The sequence below is a fragment of the Streptomyces sp. NBC_00820 genome (assembly GCF_036347055.1).
GTDB lineage: Bacteria > Actinomycetota > Actinomycetes > Streptomycetales > Streptomycetaceae > Streptomyces.
This window is the reverse complement of sequence record NZ_CP108882.1, coordinates 1449070-1472427: the sequence shown is the minus strand read 5'-3', so window position 1 is coordinate 1472427 and position 23358 is coordinate 1449070. Positions and strand designations below refer to the sequence as shown.

Sequence of the window (23358 nt, the reverse complement as noted above, 5' to 3'; positions counted from 1 at the left end):
CGGGCACGGCCCGCACCCTCGCCGACCGGGGTACGGGCCGTGGTCCTCGCGCAGAGCCGCACCCGCGTGCGCACGCGCGCGCGTGCTCCGCGCGGCGCCTATGCCTCGTCGTCCTCCAGCCAGCCGAGGCTCTTCTCCACGGCCTTGCGCCAGTTGCCGTACTCCCGCTCGCGCGCCGACGCCTCCATCGACGGTGTCCACTCCACGTCCCGCTGCCAGTGCGACTTCAGCTCGTCGAGGCCGCTCCACACGCCGGTCGCGAGGCCGGCCGCGTAGGCGGCGCCCAGGCAGGTCGTCTCGGACACCCGGGGCCGGATCACCGGTACCCCGAGAACGTCGGCCTGGTGCTGCATGAGCAGGTTGTTCTTCGTCATGCCGCCGTCGACCTTCAGGGTCGTGATCCGCACCCCGGAGTCCTGGTACATGGCGTCGACGACCTCGCGCGTCTGCCAGCTCGTCGCCTCCAGCACCGCGCGCGCGAGGTGTGCCTTCGTGACGTACCGGGTGAGCCCGGTGACGACCCCGCGCGCGTCGGAGCGCCAGTAGGGCGCGAACAGGCCCGAGAAGGCGGGCACGATATAGGCACCGCCGTTGTCCTCGACGCTCGCCGCGAGGGTCTCGATCTCGTCCGCGTCGCGGATGATGCCGAGCTGGTCGCGGAACCACTGGACCAGCGCGCCCGTTATCGCGATGGACCCCTCCAGGCAGTACACCGGCGCCTCGTCGCCGATCCGGTAGCCCACGGTCGTCAGCAGCCCGTTCTTGGACGGCACCGGCCGGTCGCCGGTGTTGAGCAGCAGGAAGCTGCCGGTGCCGTAGGTGTTCTTCGCGGTGCCGACGTCGTAGCAGGCCTGCCCGAACACGGCGGCCTGCTGGTCGCCGAGCGCCGACGCCACGGGGACACCCGCCAGCCGGCCGACGGCGGTGCCGTACACCTCGGCGGAGGACCTGATCTCGGGCAGGATCGCCGCCGGCACGTTCATCGCGGAGAGGATGGCGGGATCCCACTGGAGGGTGGCCAGGTTCATCAGCATGGTGCGTCCGGCGTTCGTGACGTCGGTGACGTGGCGGCCGCCGGCCGTACCGCCGGTGAGGTTCCAGATCAGCCAGGAGTCGATGGTGCCGAAGGCGATCTCGCCGCGTTCGGCGCGCTCGCGCAGGCCGGGTACGGTGTCCAGCAGCCAGGCCGCCTTGGGCCCGGAGAAGTAGCTGGCCAGCGGAAGTCCGGTCCGGTCGCGGAAGCGGTCCTGGCCGTCGGCGCCGCCCAGTTCGCGGCACAGAGCGGCCGTACGGGTGTCCTGCCAGACGATCGCGTTGTGCACGGGCTTGCCGGTGGCGCGGTCCCACAGGACGGTGGTCTCCCGCTGGTTGGTGATGCCGAGCGCGCTGAGCTGGTCCGCGCGCAGCCCGGCCCTGGCCAGCGCCCCGTCCACCACGGCCTGCACCTTGGCCCAGATCTCGGTGGCGTCGTGCTCCACCCAGCCCGGCTTGGGGAAGATCTGACGGTGCTCGCGCTGGTCCACGGCGACGATCGCGCCGCCGTGGTCGAAGATGATGCAGCGGCTGGACGTGGTGCCCTGGTCGATGGCGGCGACGTACTTCTGGGCTGTGTCCGTCATGGCTGTCCCTGGGTCGCTGGGCTCACTGGGGCCGCTGGGCTCACTGGGGTCGCTCGGATCGACGAGTTCGGCTGGGTCGATGGGGCGCGCCGCCGGGGCGCGCCGCCGGGGCGGGCCGCCCGGGTCAGAAGGCCAGGTTGTAGACGAGACCCGCGAGCACCGCGCCGATCAGCGGGCCGACAACCGGGATCCACGCGTAGCCCCAGTCGGACGTGCCCTTGTTGGGGATCGGCAGGAAGGTGTGCACGATGCGCGGGCCGAGGTCACGCGCCGGGTTGATGGCGTAGCCCGTGGGCCCGCCGAGGGAGAGCCCGATCCCGACGACGAGCAGGGAGACGACCAGCACGGTGGTACCGGATTCGCCGAGGCCCTTCGTCAGCCCGAAGGCGAGGATCGGCACAACGAGCGCCATCGTCGCCACGATCTCCGTGACGAGGTTGGCGACGGGGTTGCGGATCTCCGGGATGGTGGAGAAGACGCCGAGGGTCGGCACCGGCCCGTCGGCGCTGTCCGCCGCCTCGCCCTCCTTGCGGACGTTGGCCTGGAACTGGGCGAGATACACCAGGTAGGCGAGGACGGCGCCCAGCATCGCGCCCACCATCTGGCCCAGCAGATAGACCCAGACCTTGTCCCACTTGCCGGTGTCGACGGCGATTCCGATGGTGACGGCGGGGTTGAGCTGGCCCCCGGAGAGGGGAGCGGCGGTGTACGCGCCCGCCAGCACGCCGAATCCCCAGCCGAACGCGATGACGACCCACCCCGAGGCGCGCGCCTTGGAGTATCTGAGGGTGACGGCGGCGCAGACACCGGCACCGAACAGGATCAGGATCGCTGTGCCGATGACCTCGCCGACGAATATGTCTCCGTTGCTCATGGCGGCTCCCTAGGCGTCGCCCCGGGACGATCGGCCCGGGCCCTCCGTGCAGGAACGGTTCCTTGACGCTTCAGCCGAAGGCAGAGCGCGTCCCGCACCCGGCCCGGCGTTCGTGACGAGCGCGTGCCGTCGCAGCCGGATCGCCCCTGGGAACAGGTCGTTGAGCAGGGGAAAGGCCCGTGGCGCAGTGCCTGATGACGCCGAAATGTACGGCGATGTCGACTGACACCCGGAAGTGTTCACCGGCGCCCGGGGGCCGTCAAGGTCGATGACGGCAACGATGCCGGGAGTTGTCCGAACCCGGGCCGGCACGGCTCCTTGCGCGGGGGAGGGAGCCGACCTGCGCGGGGGAGGGAGTCAACGGTCCTACGCCGCAGGCCCTCGTGCGTCACTCCCGCCCCACGCGACCCGCGGCACGGGCGGACCGTGGCGGTGAACCGTACGGCCCCGTCTCGCGTCATGGTGACAGGAGGGGTGCCCGGGGCCGACGGGGGTGGTTCCGGGCACCCCTCCGGTCCAGCCGCCGCACCGCCCCGCGGCCCAGGCTGTCGCGCACGTTCCGATCCGGTCCCACCCGAGTCCACCCGTGGCGGAACACGGCCCTCCTCCGATCGGATACAGTCCGCGCGTGTCCGATACTCAGCACTCAACTTCCAACTCTGCGTCTGGCACCCACTGTTCGAGCTGCGGGGCGTTGTACGGGGAGGGCATCTCCGGCTGGCCGCGCACCTGCCCGTCCTGTGGCGCCGTCGCCTACCGCAACCCGCTGCCCGTCGCGGTCGCGCTGCAGCCGGTCTACGACACCAGGGGCACCGCCCTGGTCGTCATCACCCGCACCGTCGCTCCCGCGCGCGGAGGCACCGCACTGCCCGGCGGCTACGTCGACGACCGCGAGGACTGGCGGCAGGCCGTCGTCCGCGAACTCAGGGAGGAGACGGGCATCGAGGCGGCCGCCCGCGATGTGCGGCTCATGGACGCCATGAGTTCGCCCGACGGGCATCTGCTGCTCTTCGGAGTCCTGCCGGAACGCCCGGCCGAGGGGCTTCCGGCGTCCGTCGCGACGGACGAGACCGAGGGCTGGCACCTGCTGCGCCGGCCCGAGGAACTCGCCTTCCCGCTGCACACCCTGGCGGTGCGTGCGTTCTTCGAGGGCCGGTACGTCTGATCCCCGCGCTCAGCCCAGGCCCCGTATGCGCACCTGACGGGACGGCTCGGTGTCTTCGCCGCCCTCCCGTTCCCGGGTGACCACCACCTCGCCGCCCCGCAGGCGGGCGACGTAGCGCTCGATCTCCGGTTCGGCCCAGCCGTCGCCCGCGTCCGCCACCACCAGCCCGCCCCCGGTCCGTCCCCGGGCGGGCGCCCACACCTCCAGTTCGAGCCCGCCGTCCGAGCCGCGCACCGGTACGACGGCACCCGCGCGCGCGAGCACCGGAATCCGCGAGAGCGGCGCGTCCATCAGGATCTGCGCCGGACCCTCGTACGCCTGCCCGGTCACCGTGTCGTACCAGCGGCCCCGCGGCAGCCGCACCGCACGCCGGTCGGCTCCCGGGTCCATGACCGGCGCCACCAGGAGGCTGTCGCCGAGCAGGAACGCGTCCCCGCAGTCGCGCAGCGCGCGGTCCTCCGGCGCACCCCACCACAGCGGCCGCACATAGGGTGCGCCGGTGCGCCGGGCCAGGTGCGCGAGCGTGACGAAGTACGGAAGCAGCCGCCGGCGTTCGAGCAGCGCCGCGCGCGCGTGCTCCAGCACCCGCGGACCGAACTCCCAGGGCTCCCTGTGCCCCGCCCGGGGACCCGCGTGCGTCCGGAACAACGGCAGGTAGGCGCCGAGCTGGAACCACCGCAGATACAGCTCCGGGGACGGACTCCCGTCGAAACCGCCCACGTCCGGTCCCGAGTACGGCACCCCGCACAGACCGAGCCCGAGCACCAGCGACAGCGAGGCGCGCAGTCCCGGCCAGCCCGTCGCCACGTCCCCCGACCAGGCGCCGCCGTAGCGCTGCATCCCCGCCCAGCCGGACCGCGAGAACACGAACGGCCGCTCCTGGGGCGACAGCTCGCGCAGCCCCTCGTAGCCCGCCCTCGCCATGCAGAGGGCGTACACGTTGTGCGCTTCCCGGTGGTCGCCGCCGCGTCCCTCCAGGGCGTGCCGGGCCGAGCGCGGCAGGGTCGGCTCGCCGAAGGCACTCAACGATGTCGGTTCGTTCATGCCGTGCCAGAAACCCGCGAAGCCCTGCTCCAGCCGCTCCTGGTAGAGGCCGCCCCACCACCCACGCACGCGCGCGTGGGTGAAGTCCGGGAAGACCGACTCCCCGGCCCGTACCTCGCCGCGCACGGTCCGCCCCGAGGCGTCCCGCACGAAGGCGTCCACGGCCGACCCCGCGTCGTACACCGCGTTGCCCGGCGCCGCCCGCACCGCCGGCTCGACGGCCGACACCAGCCGGACCCCGTCCTGGCGCAGTTCCTCGGCGAGCCCGCGCAGCTTGGGGAAGCGGTCCTGGTCGACCGTGAACACCCGGTGGTCCTGGTGGTGGTCGATGTCCAGATGGACGGCGTCCAGCGGCAGTCCGCGCTCCTGGTACCCGCCGACGATCTGCCGCACCTCCTGCTCGCCGTCGAAACCCCACCGCGCGTGCTGGTGGCCCAGCGCCCACGCCGGCGGCAGCGCGGGCGCCCCCGTCAGCGACGCCCACGCGTGCAGCACGCGCGCGGGAGTGCCCACCATCACCCAGCAGCGCAGCGGACCGCCGTCCATCCGCAGCTCCGAGCGCCCCAGCCGGTCGTGCCCCGAGCCGGCGCCCTCCGCACCCTCCCGCAGGATCACCGTGCCGTCCCACGTGGTGTCGTGGAACACCAGATGCGCCGCCGCGTCGGCCACGACCAGCTGGACCGGCATGGTCAGGTACAGCGGGTCGTCGCCCGGGCCGAACGCGCGGCCCGGGTCGGAGTTCCACAGCCGGTACGCGCCGTCCCGCAGCAGCGGCCCGGACGCGCGGGCTCCCAGGCCGAAGAACCGGGCGTCCGCCGCCACCTCGGACCGCTGCATCCACCGCGCCGTGCCCCCGCCGACCGGCTCCCACCAGCGCGGCGGCAGATCCCGCCGCAGCATCACCCCGCCGGGCGTGCACACCTGCACCGCCCCGTGGCGGGAGACGACGACGGTCACCCGCTCGGCCACCACCCGCCAGCCGCCGTCCTTGTCCGGCTCCAGCACCGCGCGCGGATCCGGCTCGGGACAGCCCCCGGCCAGCGCGTACGACGGCAACGGAGCCGCCCCGTCCCAGCCCCAGAAGACGGCCCCGCCGACCGCGACGGTGATCCGCAACTCGGACCGGCCGAACCGGATCACACCGCCCCCGGGACCCGGTTCCGCACTCAGCACCTGCCCCGGAACCCGCGCCCGCTCCGCGCCCCGCGGCGGCAGCCCCGCGGCGTCGATACGCCGTCTGCGCCACGCGGACCGCACGGTACGCAACCCCTGAGCCGCTCGCCCCGAACCGACCCCACTCACCGAACGCACCAGGTCACGACCGTCCATGCTGTCACCCTGTCATTCCGTGCCCCACGCGCGCGTGTCGTTCAACTGCCGTTCATCCGTGCTGGGACCACATCGTCACGACACGGAGTGTGTGGGGCGAACCCTGGTGCAGAAGTCGATCACATGGCATCGTCCCTGTCAGCCGCGTCACGCGCACACCCCAGCCCGTGCGCGGACCGACGCACACGACGCGCACAGCCCGGGAGACGCCCCATGTCGCACGCGAACCCCCAGCCGCTCTGGCAGCCCGCTCCCGAGCGGATCGCCGAGGCCCGCATCACCGAGTTCCAGACATGGGCCGCCGAACACCACGGAGCGCCGGCCGAGGGAGGCTACCCGGCCCTGCACCGGTGGTCCGTCGACGAACTGGACACCTTCTGGAAGGCCGTCACGGAGTTCTTCGGCGTGCGGTTCTCGGCGCCCTACGCGCGCGTGCTCGGCGACCGCTCGATGCCCGGCGCCCAGTGGTTCCCGGGAGCCACCCTCAACTACGCCGAGCACGCCCTGCGCGCCACCGCCGACCGCGCGGACGAGCCCGCCCTGCTGTACGTCGACGAGACCCATGAACCGCGCCCGGTGAGCTGGGCCGAGCTGAGCCGCCAGGTGGGTTCCCTGGCCGCCGAGCTCCGCGCCCTCGGCGTACGCCCCGGCGATCGCGTCAGCGGCTACCTCCCGAACATCCCCGAGGCCGTCGTTGCGCTCCTCGCCACGGCGGCCGTGGGCGCCGTGTGGACCTCCTGCGCCCCCGACTTCGGTGCCCGCAGCGTCCTCGACCGCTTCCAGCAGGTCGAACCCGTCGTCCTGTTCACCGTCGACGGCTACCGCTACGGCGGCAAGGAACACGACCGCCGCGAGATCGTCGCCGAGCTGCGCCGCGAACTGCCCACCCTCCGCGCGGTCGTCCACATCCCGCTCCTCGGCACCGAGACACCCGAGGGTGCTCTGGAGTGGTCGGCGCTGACGGCGGCCGACGCCGAGCCCGTCTTCGAACAGGTCCCGTTCGACCACCCGTTGTGGGTGCTGTACTCCTCCGGCACGACCGGCCTGCCCAAGGCCCTCGTCCAGTCCCAGGGCGGCATCCTCGTCGAGCACCTCAAGCAGCTCGGCCTGCACTGCGACCTCGGGCCCGAGGATCGTTTCTTCTGGTACACCTCGACCGGCTGGATGATGTGGAACTTCCTCGTCTCCGGCCTGCTCACCGGAACGACGATCGTCCTGTACGACGGCAGCCCCGGCTACCCCGACACCGGCGCCCAGTGGCGGGTCGCCGAACGCACCGGAGCCACCCTGTACGGCACCTCGGCCGCCTACGTGATGGCCTGCCGCAAGGCCGGCGTGCACCCCTCGCGTGACTTCGACCTCTCCAGGGTCAAGTGCGTCGCCACCACGGGTTCGCCGCTGCCTCCCGACGGGTTCCGCTGGCTGCACGACGAGGTCCGCGACGACCTGTGGATCGCCTCCGTCAGCGGCGGCACCGACGTCTGCTCCTGCTTCGCGGGCGCCGTACCGACCCTGCCGGTGTACACCGGCGAACTCCAGGCGCCCGGCCTCGGCACCGATCTGCAGTCCTGGGACCCGAGCGGCAAGCCCCTGGTCGACGAGGTGGGCGAGCTGGTCGTCACCAACCCCATGCCGTCGATGCCGATCCGCTTCTGGAACGACCCCGACGGCAGCCGCTACCGAGGCAGCTACTTCGACACCTACCCCGGGGTGTGGCGCCACGGTGACTGGATCACCGTCACCTCACGGGGATCCGTGATCATCCACGGCCGTTCCGACTCCACCCTCAACCGGCAGGGCGTCCGCATGGGCTCGGCCGACATCTACGAGGTGGTCGAGCGGCTCCCCGAGATCAAGGAGTCCCTCGTCATCGGCCTCGAGCAGCCGGACGGCGGCTACTGGATGCCCCTGTTCGTCCACCTGGCGCCCGGTGCCGTCCTCGACGCGGGGCTCCAGGACCGGATCAAGCAGGCCATCCGGGAACAGCTCTCGCCACGCCACGTGCCCGACGAGATCATCGAGGTCCCCGGCGTCCCGCACACCCTCACCGGGAAGCGCATCGAGGTCCCCGTGAAACGCCTCCTGCAGGGCACCGCTCTGGAGAAGGCGGTCAATCCCGGTTCCATCGACGATCTCGCCCTGCTCGGCTTCTACGAGGAGCTGGCCCGTAAGCGCGCCTGACGCACCGGAACCTCACCCTCCGTAGGTGGCCTCGGATTCGCCGAGCACGGCCGCGAAATCCGAGGCCAGCCGCTCGGCCCCGGCCGGCGCCAGACTCGCGCACGAGATCCGCACCCCCGGCCCCGAGGCCAGCCGGAACCTCGCCCCGGAGGCCACCCACCAGCCGTACGACCGCAGCCCGTTCACCACCGCCGACTCGTCCCGCACCGGAACCCACAGGTTCACCCCGCTCACCCCGTGCGAGGCGACGCCCCGCTCGGCCAGCTCCCGGCCCAGGGCCGTACGACGGACCGCGTACGCCTCACGCGCGCGTGCTACCAGCGCGCGCGTGCCCTCGTCCGTCATCAGGCCGAGCACCGTCTCCTGCAGCAGATGACTGACCCACCCCGAGGTCAGCAGCATCCGTCCATCGTGCCGGGCCAGCGTGACCGGGTCGCACGCGGCCGCCGCCCACCGCAGGTCGGTCCCCAGGAACTTGCTGACCGTCCGTACGTGCACCCAGCGGGCGAGCCCCGCTGCGGTCAGGGTGTGCAGCGCGGCACCGGCCACCTCGGAGGCGTGGTCGTTCTCCACCACGAGCACATCGGGTGACGCACGCAGCACGCCGGCCAGTGCGTCACGGCGCGCCACCGAGAAACCGCCGCCGTACGGATTCTGCGCCCGCGGACTGAGCAGCACGGCCCTCGCGCCGGCCCGCAGCGCCTCCCGCAGGGAATCCGGACGCATCCCCTCGTCGTCCACCGTCACCGGGACGATCCGCAGCCCCAACGCCGCGACCAGGTCCAGCAGATGGTGATAGCCCGGATCCTCCATCGCCACGGCGTCCCCGGGACGCAGCTCGACGGACAGCACCCGTCCGATCAGGTCCAGCGCCCCGTGAGCGAACGTCACGTGTTCCACGGGTACGCCGTCCCGCCCCAGCCAGTCGCGTACGGCGTCCTCGAGCCGCGCGAGCCGGGGAGCGGAGCGGTGTGAGCGGGCGCCGGGGGAGAGGCGTGAGGGCGGCACCAGAGCGGGCAGCAGCGCCGGATCGGGATGCCCGCCGGCCAAGTCCCGTAGTCCCTCGGGCACTTTGGGCGGACGGCGTGACGCGACCGCCGGCGCCGGGGCGACCACCGTGCCGCCGCGTCCGCGCGTGACGACGATGCCCCGCCCCCGCAGCTCCTTGTAGGCCGTCGCGACCGTACCGGGACTCACCCCCAGCCGGTCCGCGAGCCGCCGCACGGGCGGCAGCGCGGCGCCCGGTGCCAACGCCCCTTCAGCCACTGCCCGTTCGACGGACCCGGCGATGCCCTTGGCCGTCGTGCCATCGATCTCATATTGTGTTACCACGTTGCTGATTATGTATCAGTACATAAATCGAATACAAGGGGGAGCAGTGGAACAAGGGGGAACCGTGGAGACCGAGTCCGGCACCACCGGCCGACCGCCGCGCGTACCAGGAGGCCGCGACGGACACCGCATGCTTCTCATCTCCTTCCTCGACCGCATCGGCAGCGGCCTGTGGTCATCCGTCTCCGTCCTCTACTTCACCTATGTCTCAGGCCTCTCCATCGCCCAGGTCGGCACCCTCGCCGCGGTATCCGGCGCCATCGGCATCGCGGGCGCCCCCCTCGCCGGCCGCCTGGCCGACCGCTTCCCCCTGACACGGATCATGATCGCGATCCAACTCCTGCGCGCCCTCGCCTCCTTCGCGCTGCTCACCACCGACCACTACCTGCCCCTGCTCGCGCTCTCCGCCGTCGGCGCACTCGGCGACCGCGCCTCGAACCTGCTGACCAGGCTCTACGCCACCCGCGTCGCCGGCCCCGACCGCGCCCGCTACCAAGCGTTCAACCGCACCGCCGCCAACGCCGGCTGGGCCCTCGGTGGCCTCGCCGCCGCGGCCGCCCTCACCCTCGGCACCACCACGGCCTACCGCTGGCTCCTCACCGGCGACGGCATCTCCTTCGTCACGGTCGCACTCCTCACCCTGACCTGCGCCGAACCCCGGAGCTCCACCCACCTCGCCGCCACCGCCGGGGACCCACTCCGCACCCGCCGCCCGGCCAACCCCTGGCGCGACCGCACCTACCTCGCCTACGTCGCCACCGAGACGGTCCTCTTCCTCGACGACACCGTCTTCAAGGTCGGACTGCCCCTGTGGATCGCACACCGCCACGGCGTACCGCACGGCCTGGCACCCCTGCTGCTCGTCCTCAACAACGCCCTGGTCGTCGGCCTCCAAGTGCCGCTGGCCCGCTACGGAACCACCGCCGCGGCCGCCCGCCGCCTCCTGATCCCGCTCTCCGCCGCCTTCGCCCTCGGCGGCGTCGCCCTGGCACTGTCCGCCACCGGCGGCACAGTCCAGGCCGTCTGCCTGCTCTCCGCCTCGGCCGCCGCCTTCACCCTCGCCGAGATGCTCCACGCCACCGTCTCCTGGGAACTGTCGGTCGCCCTCGCCCCCGACACCGCCCAGGGCGCCTACCTCGGCGTCCACGGACTCGCCCAGGCCGCCCAGCGCAGCATCGGCCCCCTCGCCGTCACCGCGGCCATCGCCACCGGCCCCCTCGGCTGGACCCTCTTCGGCACCGTCATCGCCCTGACCTGCGCGATCCAGCACCGCCTGGTCCGCGACCGCATCCAACAGGCCCCATTGTCAGTGCCGCTGGTTACGCTGAGTGAGCATTGATCGACCGCGCATAGGGGGAAACATGGCGCACACCGACCAGCAGACCATGCGACGCGTCCTGCGCCGCGAAATCGCCGGCACCATCGGCCTGCTCACCGACGAACACGACTTCCGCGCCATGCGGCGCTACCGCAGCTTCACCTTCGACGACCACACCACCTACCTCCGGCACATCGAGTCCCTCCTCAAGACCCGTGCCGCACAAGGCAGCCACACCACGCTCGCCCTCTTCGACCCCGAGGAGTACGCCGCGTTCTGCACGCACACCGGCCTCGACCCCGAGGCACCAGCCAGCCGCAGCCGGTTCACCGCCGAACTCGCGGCCGAAGGCCCCACCATCCCCTACGACGGCCGCCCCCTCACCACGCTCCTGCCCGCCCTCGTCGACGAGGCCGTACGCCAGGCGACCTGGGATTACGCCGCCGCCCTCCTGACCCGCCTCGGCCCCTGCCCCACCTGCGGCGAGGACATCGGCCGCGCGGCCTTCATCCGCGCCGCCGACCTCCTGGTCCGCATCCTCGACACCGCCCCGCCCGGCAACCGGCACCTCGTCTGCAGCGTCGCCGCACCACCCGAATCACTCGTCTCCGTCCTGCACGCCGACGAGGACACCGAGGACGGCATCGAACTGGACGAGGCCGAAGCACTCGAGTTCACCAGCGTCCTCGCCCTCGGCCTCGCCACCCGCAGCCCCGGCGGCCTCGTCATGCGCACCAGCGCCCCCGGCACGGCCGACCGCGTACACGGCTGGCGACTGCGCGCCGGCGGACTCGAACCCCTCACCGCGGCCGAGGTCTTCGACGCGTACTGCACCGACATCGAATCCGGCGAACCCATCCCACCCGAATCCGGCGTCGACTACTGCGTACCGCCCGACCTCGGAGAGGAGCCCACCGGACCGGGACACCGCCACTGAACGCGCCAGGGGCGCCCCACCCGAAGGCGGGACGCCCCTGAGACCGGCGTGCCGGCACACGGCCGGCGCCCGGCCGCCGCTCGCGACTACTCCCCGGAGAGCACCGCGCGGGCCGCGGCCCGCGCCTCCTCGGCACCGTCCGCCGCACGCGCGGCCGCGGCGGCCCGCTCGCACTGCGCCAGCGTGTGCTTCGCCAGAGCCGCCCGGACATAAGGAATCGACGCCGGCCCCATGGACAGGGAGGTGACACCCAGACCCGTCAGCACACAGGCCAGCAGCGGATCGGACGCGGCCTCACCGCACACACCACAGCCCTTGCCCTCGGCCCCGGCCGCCTCGGCGGACAGCGCCACCAGGTCGAGCAGCGCGGGCTGCCACGGGTCCTGGAACCGCGACACCGCACCCACCTGCCGGTCCGCGGCGAACGTGTACTGCGCGAGGTCGTTCGTGCCCAGCGACAGGAACTCGACCTCCCGCAGGACCGACCGCGCCCGCAGCGCGGCCGACGGAACCTCCACCATCACCCCGACCTTCGCCCGCAGCCCCGCCTCACGGCAGGCCTCCGCGAACGCCCTGGCATCGGCCCGGTCCGCGACCATGGGTGCCATGACCTCGAGGTGGACGGGAAGCCCCTCGGCCGCCCTGGCCAGCGCCGTCAGCTGCGTGCGCAGAATCCCGGGGTGACCGAGCAGGGCCCGCAGGCCCCGCACACCCAGCGCGGGGTTCGGCTCGTCGGCGGGCGTCAGGAACGCCAGCGGCTTGTCCGCACCCGCGTCCAGCACCCGCACGACGACACGGCCCTCGGGAAACGCCTCCAGCACCTGCCGGTAGGCCTCCACCTGCTTCGCCTCGGACGGAGCGTTCTCACTGTCGTCCAGGAACAGGAACTCGGTACGGAACAGACCGACGCCCTCCGCACCGGCGTCCACGGCCGCCGGCACGTCCGCAGGCCCACCGATGTTGGCCAGCAGCGGCACCTTGTGCCCGTCGGCCGTGGCACCCGGACCCGTCGTGGCCGCCAGCGCGGCCCTCCGCTCGGCGGCCGCGGCCTCCAACCGCGCCTTCGTCTCCTCACCGGGGTCCACGAAGACCTCCCCGGTGCTGCCGTCGACGGCGATCACCGCACCCTCGGTCAGCTCGACCGCACCCGGCAGGGCCACCACGGCGGGCACACCCAGCGCCCGCGCCAGAATCGCGCTGTGGCTGGTCGGCCCGCCCTCCTCGGTCACGAAACCCAGCACCAGGGAAGGGTCGAGCAGCGCCGTGTCGGCGGGGGCCAGATCCCTGGCCACGAGCACGTAGGGCTTGTCACTGTCCGGCAAACCCGGCATCGGGACACCCAGCAGCCGGGCGACGATACGGTTCCGCACGTCATCGAGATCCGCCACACGGCCGGCCAGGTACTCACCGGCGCCGGCCAGCAGCTCGCGGTAGGACGCGAACGCGTCGTACACCGCCCGCTCCGCCGTACTGCCGACGGCGATACGCCGGTCCACGTCCGCCATCAGTTCGGGGTCCTGCGCCATCATGGCCTGCGCCTCCAGCACGGCCTGGGCGTCACCCCCCGCCAGAGTCCCGCGCGCTGTCAGGTCCGCCGCCACGGCGTCCACGGCCTGGCGCGCCCGCCCCTGCTCGCGCTCAGCCTCCTGCGCCGGTATCCGCTTGGCCGGCGGTTCGAGCACCGCCGTACCCATGTGCCTGACCTCGCCGATCGCGACACCGTGGCTCACCCCGACGCCTCGCAGTGTTGACTCCATCTCACCCGTCCCCGATAGTGCGGCGGCTCCGCCGCCGCGATGGTTGACCTCTGCTCCGTCTGCTCCGTCTTACGACGGCACCTTCATCAGTTCCACGAGAAGAGACTGTCGCCCGCCTTCACGTCGCCGCTGTCGCGCAGCCCGGAGAGGGAGGCCGCCGTCGCCTCCAGCGCCACCACGGGGCACACCGCGGACTTGCCGGCGGCCTCTACTCCCGCGGGGTTCCAGCGCACGATGCCCTGTCCACGCGTCACCCTGTCACCCTTGCTGACGAGCAGCTCGAAGCCCTCGCCATTGAGCTGGACCGTGTCGATACCGAGGTGGATGAGCACGCCGCGCCCGTTCTCGTCGACCACGACGAAGGCGTGCGGGTGAAGGGAGACGATGACGCCGTCCACCGGAGCCACCGCCTCGCAGATCTCGCGCAAGGGGTCGATCGCGGTGCCTGGGCCGACCATGGCCCCGGAGAAGACCGGATCCGGCACAGCGGCCAGTCCGATGGCGCGTCCGGCGAGCGGGGACGTCACGGTGGTCATGGGAAGCCTCCCAAGGTGTGGAGCTGCACACGAGCCGTCACTGCCTGTCCCGGACGGCGCACTGATCAGCAGCGTATGCCAGTGCCTGATGAAGTGGTGGTTCCGCAGGGAAGCCGTCGGCCGTCGTGCCGGACGTGCCGGACCACCCGCAGAGCGGCCTCGGGTCCCGCCCCCACCCTCCTCCCTCACCCCCGTCGAAAAAATCTTGACAGTGGGGGTTGACGCGAGTCTGCCTGATCCGTAATGTTCTCTGTCTGCCCCGGAGCCGTACGGTTCTGTGGTGGCACCTCGCTGCGAGAGCAGCACCCCCAACCACCAGCACGATCTCCCGATCGGGATGTCATTCGGTGTGCCCGAATGAAATTCCGTCGGAGCCCGGTGGCCCCGATTAGGAGCTGCCGCAAGGATCCGCTAAGGTTTGGGACGTCGGAACGGCCGAAGGGCCGGGAAGACAACCCCTTCTGACGGGGAATCAGACGCCGAAAGGATCTGATAGAGTCGGAAACGCAAGACCGAAGGGAAGCGCCCGGAGGAAAGCCCGAGAGGGTGAGTACAAAGGAAGCGTCCGTTCCTTGAGAACTCAACAGCGTGCCAAAAATCAACGCCAGATTAGTTGATACCCCGTCTCCGGTCATCACGATCGGGACGAGGTTCCTTTGAAACAAACACAGCGAGGACGCTGTGAACGGTCGGGCCTATTCCGCCCGACTGTTCCGCTCTCGTGGTGTTCATCCCGATTACGGGAAAACATTCACGGAGAGTTTGATCCTGGCTCAGGACGAACGCTGGCGGCGTGCTTAACACATGCAAGTCGAACGATGAACCACTTCGGTGGGGATTAGTGGCGAACGGGTGAGTAACACGTGGGCAATCTGCCCTTCACTCTGGGACAAGCCCTGGAAACGGGGTCTAATACCGGATAACACTACGGATCTCATGGTCTGTGGTTAAAAGCTCCGGCGGTGAAGGATGAGCCCGCGGCCTATCAGCTTGTTGGTGAGGTAATGGCTCACCAAGGCGACGACGGGTAGCCGGCCTGAGAGGGCGACCGGCCACACTGGGACTGAGACACGGCCCAGACTCCTACGGGAGGCAGCAGTGGGGAATATTGCACAATGGGCGAAAGCCTGATGCAGCGACGCCGCGTGAGGGATGACGGCCTTCGGGTTGTAAACCTCTTTCAGCAGGGAAGAAGCGAAAGTGACGGTACCTGCAGAAGAAGCGCCGGCTAACTACGTGCCAGCAGCCGCGGTAATACGTAGGGCGCAAGCGTTGTCCGGAATTATTGGGCGTAAAGAGCTCGTAGGCGGCTTGTCACGTCGATTGTGAAAGCTCGGGGCTTAACCCCGAGTCTGCAGTCGATACGGGCTAGCTAGAGTGTGGTAGGGGAGATCGGAATTCCTGGTGTAGCGGTGAAATGCGCAGATATCAGGAGGAACACCGGTGGCGAAGGCGGATCTCTGGGCCATTACTGACGCTGAGGAGCGAAAGCGTGGGGAGCGAACAGGATTAGATACCCTGGTAGTCCACGCCGTAAACGGTGGGAACTAGGTGTTGGCGACATTCCACGTCGTCGGTGCCGCAGCTAACGCATTAAGTTCCCCGCCTGGGGAGTACGGCCGCAAGGCTAAAACTCAAAGGAATTGACGGGGGCCCGCACAAGCAGCGGAGCATGTGGCTTAATTCGACGCAACGCGAAGAACCTTACCAAGGCTTGACATATACCGGAAAGCATCAGAGATGGTGCCCCCCTTGTGGTCGGTATACAGGTGGTGCATGGCTGTCGTCAGCTCGTGTCGTGAGATGTTGGGTTAAGTCCCGCAACGAGCGCAACCCTTGTTCTGTGTTGCCAGCATGCCCTTCGGGGTGATGGGGACTCACAGGAGACTGCCGGGGTCAACTCGGAGGAAGGTGGGGACGACGTCAAGTCATCATGCCCCTTATGTCTTGGGCTGCACACGTGCTACAATGGCAGGTACAATGAGCTGCGAAACCGTGAGGTGGAGCGAATCTCAAAAAGCCTGTCTCAGTTCGGATTGGGGTCTGCAACTCGACCCCATGAAGTCGGAGTTGCTAGTAATCGCAGATCAGCATTGCTGCGGTGAATACGTTCCCGGGCCTTGTACACACCGCCCGTCACGTCACGAAAGTCGGTAACACCCGAAGCCGGTGGCCCAACCCCTTGTGGGAGGGAGCTGTCGAAGGTGGGACTGGCGATTGGGACGAAGTCGTAACAAGGTAGCCGTACCGGAAGGTGCGGCTGGATCACCTCCTTTCTAAGGAGCATTTCTAGGCCGCCTAGCGGTCCAGAGGCCAGTACATCGGCGAATGTTCGATGCTGGTTGCTCATGGGTGGAACGTTGATTATTCGGCCGGTACCTCGGGTCGGAGGCTGCTAGTACTGCTCTTAGGAGCGTGGAACGCATGGTCTCCGGACGGGAGTCTGGTCGGGCACGCTGTTGGGTATCTGAAGGTACGGCCGAAAGGCTGCCTTCAGTGCCGGCCCCAGTGCACTCACCGAGTTTCTTGGTGGGGTGATGGGTGGCTGGTCGTTGTTTGAGAACTGCACAGTGAACGCGAGCATCTGTGGCCAAGTTTTTAAGGGCGCACGGTGGATGCCTTGGCACCAGGAACCGATGAAGGACGTGGGAGGCCACGATAGTCCCCGGGGAGCCGTCAACCAGGCTTTGATCCGGGGGTTTCCGAATGGGGAAACCCGGCAGTCGTCATGGGCTGTCACCCACTGCTGAACACATAGGCAGTGTGGAGGGAACGAGGGGAAGTGAAACATCTCAGTACCCTCAGGAAGAGAAAACAACCGTGATTCCGGGAGTAGTGGCGAGCGAAACCGGATGAGGCCAAACCGTATGCGTGTGATACCCGGCAGGGGTTGCGCATGCGGGGTTGTGGGATCTCTCTTCTGTCGTCTGCCGGCGACAGGACGAGTCAGAAACCGTTGATGTAGACGAAGGACATGCGAAAGGTCCGGCGTAGAGGGTAAGACCCCCGTAGTCGAAACATTAGCGGCTCGTTTGAGAGACACCCAAGTAGCACGGGGCCCGAGAAATCCCGTGTGAATCTGGCGGGACCACCCGCTAAGCCTAAATATTCCCTGGTGACCGATAGCGGATAGTACCGTGAGGGAATGGTGAAAAGTACCGCGGGAGCGGAGTGAAATAGTACCTGAAACCGTGTGCCTACAAGCCGTGGGAGCGTCGGATGCAGCTTGCTGCATCTCGTGACTGCGTGCCTTTTGAAGAATGAGCCTGCGAGTTTGCGGTGTGTTGCGAGGTTAACCCGTGTGGGGAAGCCGTAGCGAAAGCGAGTCCGAATAGGGCGCTGTGTCTAATTTAGATACGTAGTAGCACGCTCAAGACCCGAAGCGGAGTGATCTAGCCATGGGCAGGTTGAAGCGGAGGTAAGACTTCGTGGAGGACCGAACCCACCAGGGTTGAAAACCTGGGGGATGACCTGTGGTTAGGGGTGAAAGGCCAATCAAACTCCGTGATAGCTGGTTCTCCCCGAAATGCATTTAGGTGCAGCGTCGTGTGTTTCTTGCCGGAGGTAGAGCACTGGATAGGCGATGGGCCCTACCGGGTTACTGACCTTAGCCAAACTCCGAATGCCGGTAAGTGAGAGCACGGCAGTGAGACTGTGGGGGATAAGCTCCATGGTCGAGAGGGAAACAGCCCAGAGCATCGACTAAGGCCCCTAAGCGTACGCTAAGTGGGAAAGGATGTGGAGTCGCAGAGACAACCAGGAGGTTGGCTTAGAAGCAGCCACCCTTGAAAGAGTGCGTAATAGCTCACTGGTCTAGTGATTCCGCGCCGACAATGTAGCGGGGCTCAAGCGTACCGCCGAAGTCGTGTCATTGCAGCGTATAGCCCCAACGGGTGCTGTGATGGGTAGGGGAGCGTCGTGTGCCGGGTGAAGCAGCCGCGGAAGCGAGTTGTGGACGGTTCACGAGTGAGAATGCAGGCATGAGTAGCGATACAAACGTGAGAAACGTTTGCGCCGATTGACTAAGGGTTCCTGGGTCAAGCTGATCTGCCCAGGGTAAGTCGGGACCTAAGGCGAGGCCGACAGGCGTAGTCGATGGATAACCGGTTGATATTCCGGTACCCGCTGTGAAGCGTCAAACATCGAACCAGACGATGCTAAGGCCGTGAAGCCGTTCCGGACCCTTCGGGGAAAGGAAAGTGGTGGAGCCGCTGAACCAGATCTGCAGTAGGTGAGTGATGGGGTGACGCAGGAAGGTAGTCCATCCCGGGCGATGGTAGTCCCGGGGTAAGGGTGTAGGACGTGCGATAGGTAAATCCGTCGCACACATAGTCTGAGACCTGATGCCGAGCCGATTGTGGCGAAGTGGATGATCCTATGCTGTCGAGAAAAGCCTCTAGCGAGTTTCATGGCGGCCCGTACCCTAAACCGACTCAGGTAGTCAGGTAGAGAATACCGAGGCGTTCGGGTGAACTATGGTTAAGGAACTCGGCAAAATGCCCCCGTAACTTCGGGAGAAGGGGGGCCATCACCGGTGATTGGATTTACTCCATGAGCTGGGGGTGGCCGCAGAGACCAGCGAGAAGCGACTGTTTACTAAAAACACAGGTCCGTGCGAAGCCGTAAGGCGATGTATACGGACTGACGCCTGCCCGGTGCTGGAACGTTAAGGGGACCGGTTAGTGCGCTTTCGGGCGTGCGAAGCTGAGAACTTAAGCGCCAGTAAACGGCGGTGGTAACTATAACCATCCTAAGGTAGCGAAATTCCTTGTCGGGTAAGTTCCGACCTGCACGAATGGCGTAACGACTTCTCGACTGTCTCAACCATAGGCCCGGTGAAATTGCACTACGAGTAAAGATGCTCGTTTCGCGCAGCAGGACGGAAAGACCCCGGGACCTTTACTACAGTTTGATATTGGTGTTCGGTTCGGCTTGTGTAGGATAGCTGGGAGACTTTGAAGCATGCACGCCAGTGTGTGTGGAGTCGTCGTTGAAATACCAGTCTGGTCGTGCTGGATGTCTAACCTAGGTCCGTGATCCGGATCAGGGACAGTGTCTGATGGGTAGTTTAACTGGGGCGGTTGCCTCCTAAAGAGTAACGGAGGCGCCCAAAGGTTCCCTCAGCCTGGTTGGTAATCAGGTGTTGAGTGTAAGTGCACAAGGGAGCTTGACTGTGAGACCGACGGGTCGAGCAGGGACGAAAGTCGGGACTAGTGATCCGGCGGTGGCTTGTGGAAGCGCCGTCGCTCAACGGATAAAAGGTACCCCGGGGATAACAGGCTGATCTTCCCCAAGAGTCCATATCGACGGGATGGTTTGGCACCTCGATGTCGGCTCGTCGCATCCTGGGGCTGGAGTCGGTCCCAAGGGTTGGGCTGTTCGCCCATTAAAGCGGTACGCGAGCTGGGTTTAGAACGTCGTGAGACAGTTCGGTCCCTATCCGCTGTGCGCGTAGGAATATTGAGAAGGGCTGTCCCTAGTACGAGAGGACCGGGACGGACGAACCTCTGGTGTGCCAGTTGTCCTGCCAAGGGCATGGCTGGTTGGCTACGTTCGGGAGGGATAACCGCTGAAAGCATCTAAGCGGGAAGCCTGCTTCGAGATGAGTATTCCCACCTCCTTGAGAGGGTAAGGCTCCCAGTAGACGACTGGGTTGATAGGCCAGATCTGGAAGCCCGGTAACGGGTGGAGGTGACTGGTACTAATAGGCCGAGGGCTTGTCCTCAGTTGCTCGCGTTCACTGTGTTGGTTCTGAAACCACGAACAGCCCCGCTGTAAAAGGCGGTGCGGCAGTTCAACAGTTTCATAGTGTTTCGGTGGTCATAGCATGAGGGAAACGCCCGGTTACATTCCGAACCCGGAAGCTAAGCCTCATAGCGCCGATGGTACTGCAGGGGGGACCCTGTGGGAGAGTAGGACGCCGCCGAACTACCTTTAAAAGCTCCGGCTCTTGGGCATACCGCCCAGGGGCCGGAGCTTTTTTGCGTTGAGGTAAGGTCAGGGGGCATTGTTGGTTCATTTCGTAACAGGAGGCCCCCGGGTGGAGGTCCAGGAGACCCGTGTCCAGACAGACCGGGTCCTCACCATCCCCAACATCCTCAGCATGGCGCGGCTCGTCGGCGTACCGCTCTTCCTCTGGTTGATCCTCAGGCCGGAGTTCGGAGGTCCGAAGAGCGACGGCTGGGCTCTCCTGGTACTCGCGTTCAGCGGGGTCAGTGACTATCTGGACGGCAAGCTCGCCAGGCGCTGGAACCAGGTCAGCAGCCTCGGCCGGCTCCTCGATCCCGCGGCCGACCGGCTGTACGTGCTGTCCACCCTGGTGGGCCTCACCTGGCGCGAGATCCTGCCGCTCTGGCTGACCGCCCTCCTGCTGCTGCGAGAGCTGGTTCTCCTGGTGATGGTGGGAATCCTCCGGCGCCACGGCTATCCGCCGCCGCAGGTGAACTTCCTCGGTAAGGCGGCCACGTTCAACCTGATGTACGCCTTCCCGCTGCTCCTGCTCAGCGACGGAAGCGGTTGGATCGCGTCACTGGCCGCTGTTTTCGGATGGGCGTTCGCAGGATGGGGTACAACGCTGTATTGGTGGGCAGGAGTGCTCTACATGGTTCAAGTCCGCCGTCTGGTGCGTGCGGACGCCATGGCCGATTGAGCTCGGCGATTGCCCGTACGTAGCGCTTCGATGGCCCGCCGTGGAAAAGTGCGGGACAATCTGGACGGGTGAAGTCGGCTAGACCGTCGTCTCTTGGAGGAGGACGCTTCCGACATGAAGGCCGTCGTGATGGCTGGGGGCGAAGGCACACGCCTGCGCCCCATGACCTCGAGCATGCCCAAGCCGCTCCTGCCGGTGGTGAACCGGCCGATCATGGAGCACGTGCTACGGCTGCTCAAAAGGCACGGGCTCACCGAGACCGTGGTCACCGTGCAGTTCCTGGCATCGCTCGTCAAGAACTATTTCGGTGATGGCGAAGAGCTCGGAATGGAGCTCACCTATGCCAATGAGGAGAAGCCACTCGGTACCGCCGGAAGCGTCAAGAACGCCGAAGAGGCGTTGAAGGACGATGCTTTCCTCGTCATCTCCGGCGATGCCCTGACCGACTTCGACCTCACGGATCTGATCAATTTCCACAAGGAGAAGGGCGCCCTGGTCACGGTCTGCCTGACCCGGGTGCCCAATCCGCTGGAGTTCGGCATCACCATCGTCGACGAAGAAGGCAAGGTCGAGCGCTTCCTGGAGAAGCCGACCTGGGGGCAGGTCTTCTCCGACACGGTCAACACGGGCATCTACGTCATGGAGCCCGAGGTCTTCAACTACGTCGAACCCGACGTTCCCGTCGACTGGTCCGGCGATGTCTTTCCGCAGCTGATGAAGGAAGGCAAGCCGATCTACGGCTATGTCGCCGAGGGCTACTGGGAGGACGTGGGCACCCACGAGAGCTATGTGAAGGCCCAGGCCGACGTTCTCGAGCGCAAGGTCGACGTCGACATCGACGGATTCGAGATCTCGCCCGGCGTATGGGTGGCCGAAGGCGCCGACGTCCACCCCGACGCGGTGCTCCGCGGCCCCCTCTACATCGGCGACTACGCCAAGGTCGAGGCCGGCGCGGAAATCCGCGAGGACACCGTCGTCGGCTCGAACGTGGTCGTCAAGAGCGGGGCCTTCCTGCACAAGGCCGTCGTCCACGACAACGTGTACATCGGCCAGCAGAGCAATCTGCGCGGCTGCGTCGTCGGCAAGAACACCGACATCATGCGGGCCGCGCGGATCGAGGACGGCGCGGTCATCGGTGACGAGTGCCTGATCGGCGAGGAATCGATCGTCCAGGGCAACGTCCGGGTCTACCCGTTCAAGACCATCGAGGCCGGCGCCTTCGTCAACACCTCGGTCATCTGGGAGTCCAGGGGCCACGCGAACCTGTTCGGCGCCCGGGGCGTCTCCGGAATCCTCAACGTGGAGATCACCCCCGAGCTGGCCGTACGGCTGGCGGGCGCCTACGCCACCACCCTGAAGAAGGGCTCCACCGTCACCACGGCGCGCGATCACTCCCGGGGCGCCCGAGCGCTCAAGCGGGCGGTGATCTCGGCGCTTCAGGCCAGCGCCATCGACGTGCGTGATCTGGAGAACGTGCCCCTGCCCGTGGCCCGCCAGCAGACCGCGCGAGGCAGCGCCGGCGGCATCATGATCCGTACGTCGCCCGGTGTGCCTGACTCCGTCGACATCATGTTCTTCGACGGGCAGGGAGCGGATCTGTCGCAGGGCAGCCAGCGCAAGCTCGACCGCGTTTTCGCCCGGCAGGAGTACCGCAGGGCGTTCCCGGGCGAGATCGGCGACCTGTACTTCCCGTCCAGCGTCTTCGACTCGTACACCGGCTCGCTGCTGCGCAACGTCGACACCACCGGGATCGCGGAGGCCGGCCTGAAGGTCGTCGTGGACGCCTCCAACGGCAGCGCCGGCCTCGTCCTGCCCAGCCTGCTCGGCAAGCTCGGCGTGGACTCGCTGACGATCAACCCCGGTCTCGACGAGTCCAGGCCCACCGAGACCGCCGAGGTGCGCAGGAACGGGCTGAAGCGGCTCGGCGAGATAGTCGCGTCCTCCAGGGCCGCGTTCGGTGTCCGGTTCGACCCCGTGGGCGAGCGGCTGTCGCTCGTGGACGAGAAGGGCCGGATCATCGAGGACGACCGGGCGCTGCTGGTGATGCTCGACCTGGTCGCGGCCGAGCGGCGCAGCGGCCGGGTGGCACTGCCGGTGACCACCACCCGCATCGCCGAGCAGGTGGCCGCCTACCACGGCACGCAGGTCGAATGGACGACCACGTCCCCGGACGACCTCACGCGCGTGGGCGGCGAGGAAGGCACCATCTTCGGCGGTGACGGCAAGGGCGGGTTCATCGTCCCCGAGTTCAGCAGGGTCTACGACGGCACGGCGGCGTTCGTCAGGCTGATCGGTCTGGTGGCGCGCACACAGCTCACGCTGAGCCAGATCGACGCGCGGATTCCGCGGGCCCACGTCCTCAAGCGGGACCTGGCGACGCCCTGGGCGGTCAAGGGACTGGTGATGCGGCGCGTCGTCGAGGAGGCCGGAGACCGTTTCGTCGACACGACGGACGGTGTGCGGGTCGTGGAGACCGACGGCCGCTGGGTGATGGTGCTGCCCGACCCGGCCGAGGCGGTCACGCACCTGTGGGCGGAGGGCCCGGACGACGCCTCCGCGCAGGCCCTGCTCGACGAGTGGTCGGCGGTCGTCGACAGCGCCGGACGTTAGTACGGGG

Annotated in this window: 12 protein-coding genes and 3 rRNA genes; 9 read left to right on the top strand and 6 right to left on the bottom strand. The window is 67.9% G+C overall.

The features are described 5' to 3' along the window. Nucleotides 1-98: 98 nt before the first annotated feature. Both glpK and OIB37_RS06775 read right to left on the bottom strand, forming a co-directional pair. Complete coding sequence (gene glpK / locus OIB37_RS06780; RefSeq protein ID WP_330456614.1) at nucleotides 99-1619, bottom strand: glycerol kinase GlpK; 1521 nt, start codon at nucleotides 1617-1619, stop codon at nucleotides 99-101. Nucleotides 1620-1743: 124 nt separating this feature from the next. After that, complete coding sequence (locus OIB37_RS06775; RefSeq protein ID WP_330456613.1) at nucleotides 1744-2493, bottom strand: MIP/aquaporin family protein; 750 nt, start codon at nucleotides 2491-2493, stop codon at nucleotides 1744-1746. A 628-nt stretch (nucleotides 2494-3121) separates the two neighbouring features. Between OIB37_RS06775 and OIB37_RS06770 the strand changes: the two genes are divergently transcribed. Further along, a complete protein-coding gene (locus OIB37_RS06770) occupies nucleotides 3122-3658 on the top strand; it encodes an NUDIX domain-containing protein (RefSeq protein WP_330456612.1) in 537 nt (178 codons plus the stop codon). A 9-nt stretch (nucleotides 3659-3667) separates the two neighbouring features. Here the strand turns inward: OIB37_RS06770 and OIB37_RS06765 are convergent, their stop codons facing one another. After that, nucleotides 3668-6031 carry a glycoside hydrolase family 31 protein gene (locus OIB37_RS06765; protein WP_330456611.1) on the bottom strand — a complete coding sequence of 788 codons (2364 nt, stop codon included), beginning with the start codon at nucleotides 6029-6031 and terminating at the stop codon, nucleotides 3668-3670. Between the two features lie 213 nt (nucleotides 6032-6244). Here OIB37_RS06765 and OIB37_RS06760 point away from each other — a divergent pair, with 213 nt between their 5' ends. Next, complete coding sequence (locus tag OIB37_RS06760; protein ID WP_330456610.1) at nucleotides 6245-8212, top strand: acetoacetate--CoA ligase; 1968 nt, start codon at nucleotides 6245-6247, stop codon at nucleotides 8210-8212. Nucleotides 8213-8224: 12 nt separating this feature from the next. Here the strand turns inward: OIB37_RS06760 and OIB37_RS06755 are convergent, their stop codons facing one another. Next, nucleotides 8225-9544 (bottom strand): aminotransferase class I/II-fold pyridoxal phosphate-dependent enzyme, encoded by a 1320-nt coding sequence (locus OIB37_RS06755; RefSeq protein WP_330456609.1) that lies wholly within the window; start codon nucleotides 9542-9544, stop codon nucleotides 8225-8227. Between the two features lie 130 nt (nucleotides 9545-9674). On the opposite strand from OIB37_RS06755, the gene OIB37_RS06750 reads away from it, so the two are divergent. Beyond that, a complete protein-coding gene (locus tag OIB37_RS06750) occupies nucleotides 9675-10883 on the top strand; it encodes an MFS transporter (RefSeq protein WP_330456608.1) in 1209 nt (402 codons plus the stop codon). Between the two features lie 22 nt (nucleotides 10884-10905). Next, the gene (locus OIB37_RS06745) at nucleotides 10906-11799 is read left to right on the top strand and encodes a hypothetical protein (protein ID WP_330456607.1); all 894 of its coding nucleotides are present in this window, start codon (nucleotides 10906-10908) and stop codon (nucleotides 11797-11799) included. An 86-nt stretch (nucleotides 11800-11885) separates the two neighbouring features. Here OIB37_RS06745 and ptsP read toward each other — a convergent pair whose 3' ends face one another. Beyond that, the gene (gene ptsP, locus OIB37_RS06740) at nucleotides 11886-13556 is read right to left on the bottom strand and encodes a phosphoenolpyruvate--protein phosphotransferase (RefSeq protein WP_330456606.1); all 1671 of its coding nucleotides are present in this window, start codon (nucleotides 13554-13556) and stop codon (nucleotides 11886-11888) included. A gap of 86 nt (nucleotides 13557-13642) precedes the next feature. Next, nucleotides 13643-14092, bottom strand: a complete 450-nt coding sequence (locus OIB37_RS06735; protein WP_330456605.1) for a PTS sugar transporter subunit IIA — start codon at nucleotides 14090-14092, stop codon at nucleotides 13643-13645. A gap of 750 nt (nucleotides 14093-14842) precedes the next feature. Here OIB37_RS06735 and OIB37_RS06730 point away from each other — a divergent pair. From OIB37_RS06730 to OIB37_RS06710, 5 genes are all read left to right on the top strand, one after another. Further along, a 16S ribosomal RNA gene (locus tag OIB37_RS06730) occupies nucleotides 14843-16368 on the top strand. Nucleotides 16369-16680: 312 nt separating this feature from the next. Further along, a 23S ribosomal RNA gene (locus OIB37_RS06725) occupies nucleotides 16681-19817 on the top strand. 87 nt (nucleotides 19818-19904) lie between these two features. Then, nucleotides 19905-20021 (top strand): 5S ribosomal RNA (gene rrf / locus OIB37_RS06720). The 16S, 23S and 5S rRNA genes sit together here, the layout of an rRNA operon. Before the next feature lie 111 nt (nucleotides 20022-20132). Further along, complete coding sequence (locus OIB37_RS06715; RefSeq protein WP_330456604.1) at nucleotides 20133-20741, top strand: CDP-alcohol phosphatidyltransferase family protein; 609 nt, start codon at nucleotides 20133-20135, stop codon at nucleotides 20739-20741. A 114-nt stretch (nucleotides 20742-20855) separates the two neighbouring features. Beyond that, nucleotides 20856-23351: a mannose-1-phosphate guanyltransferase gene (locus tag OIB37_RS06710; RefSeq protein WP_330461781.1), complete on the top strand. Its 2496-nt coding sequence runs from the start codon at nucleotides 20856-20858 to the stop codon at nucleotides 23349-23351. Nucleotides 23352-23358 lie beyond the last annotated feature (7 nt).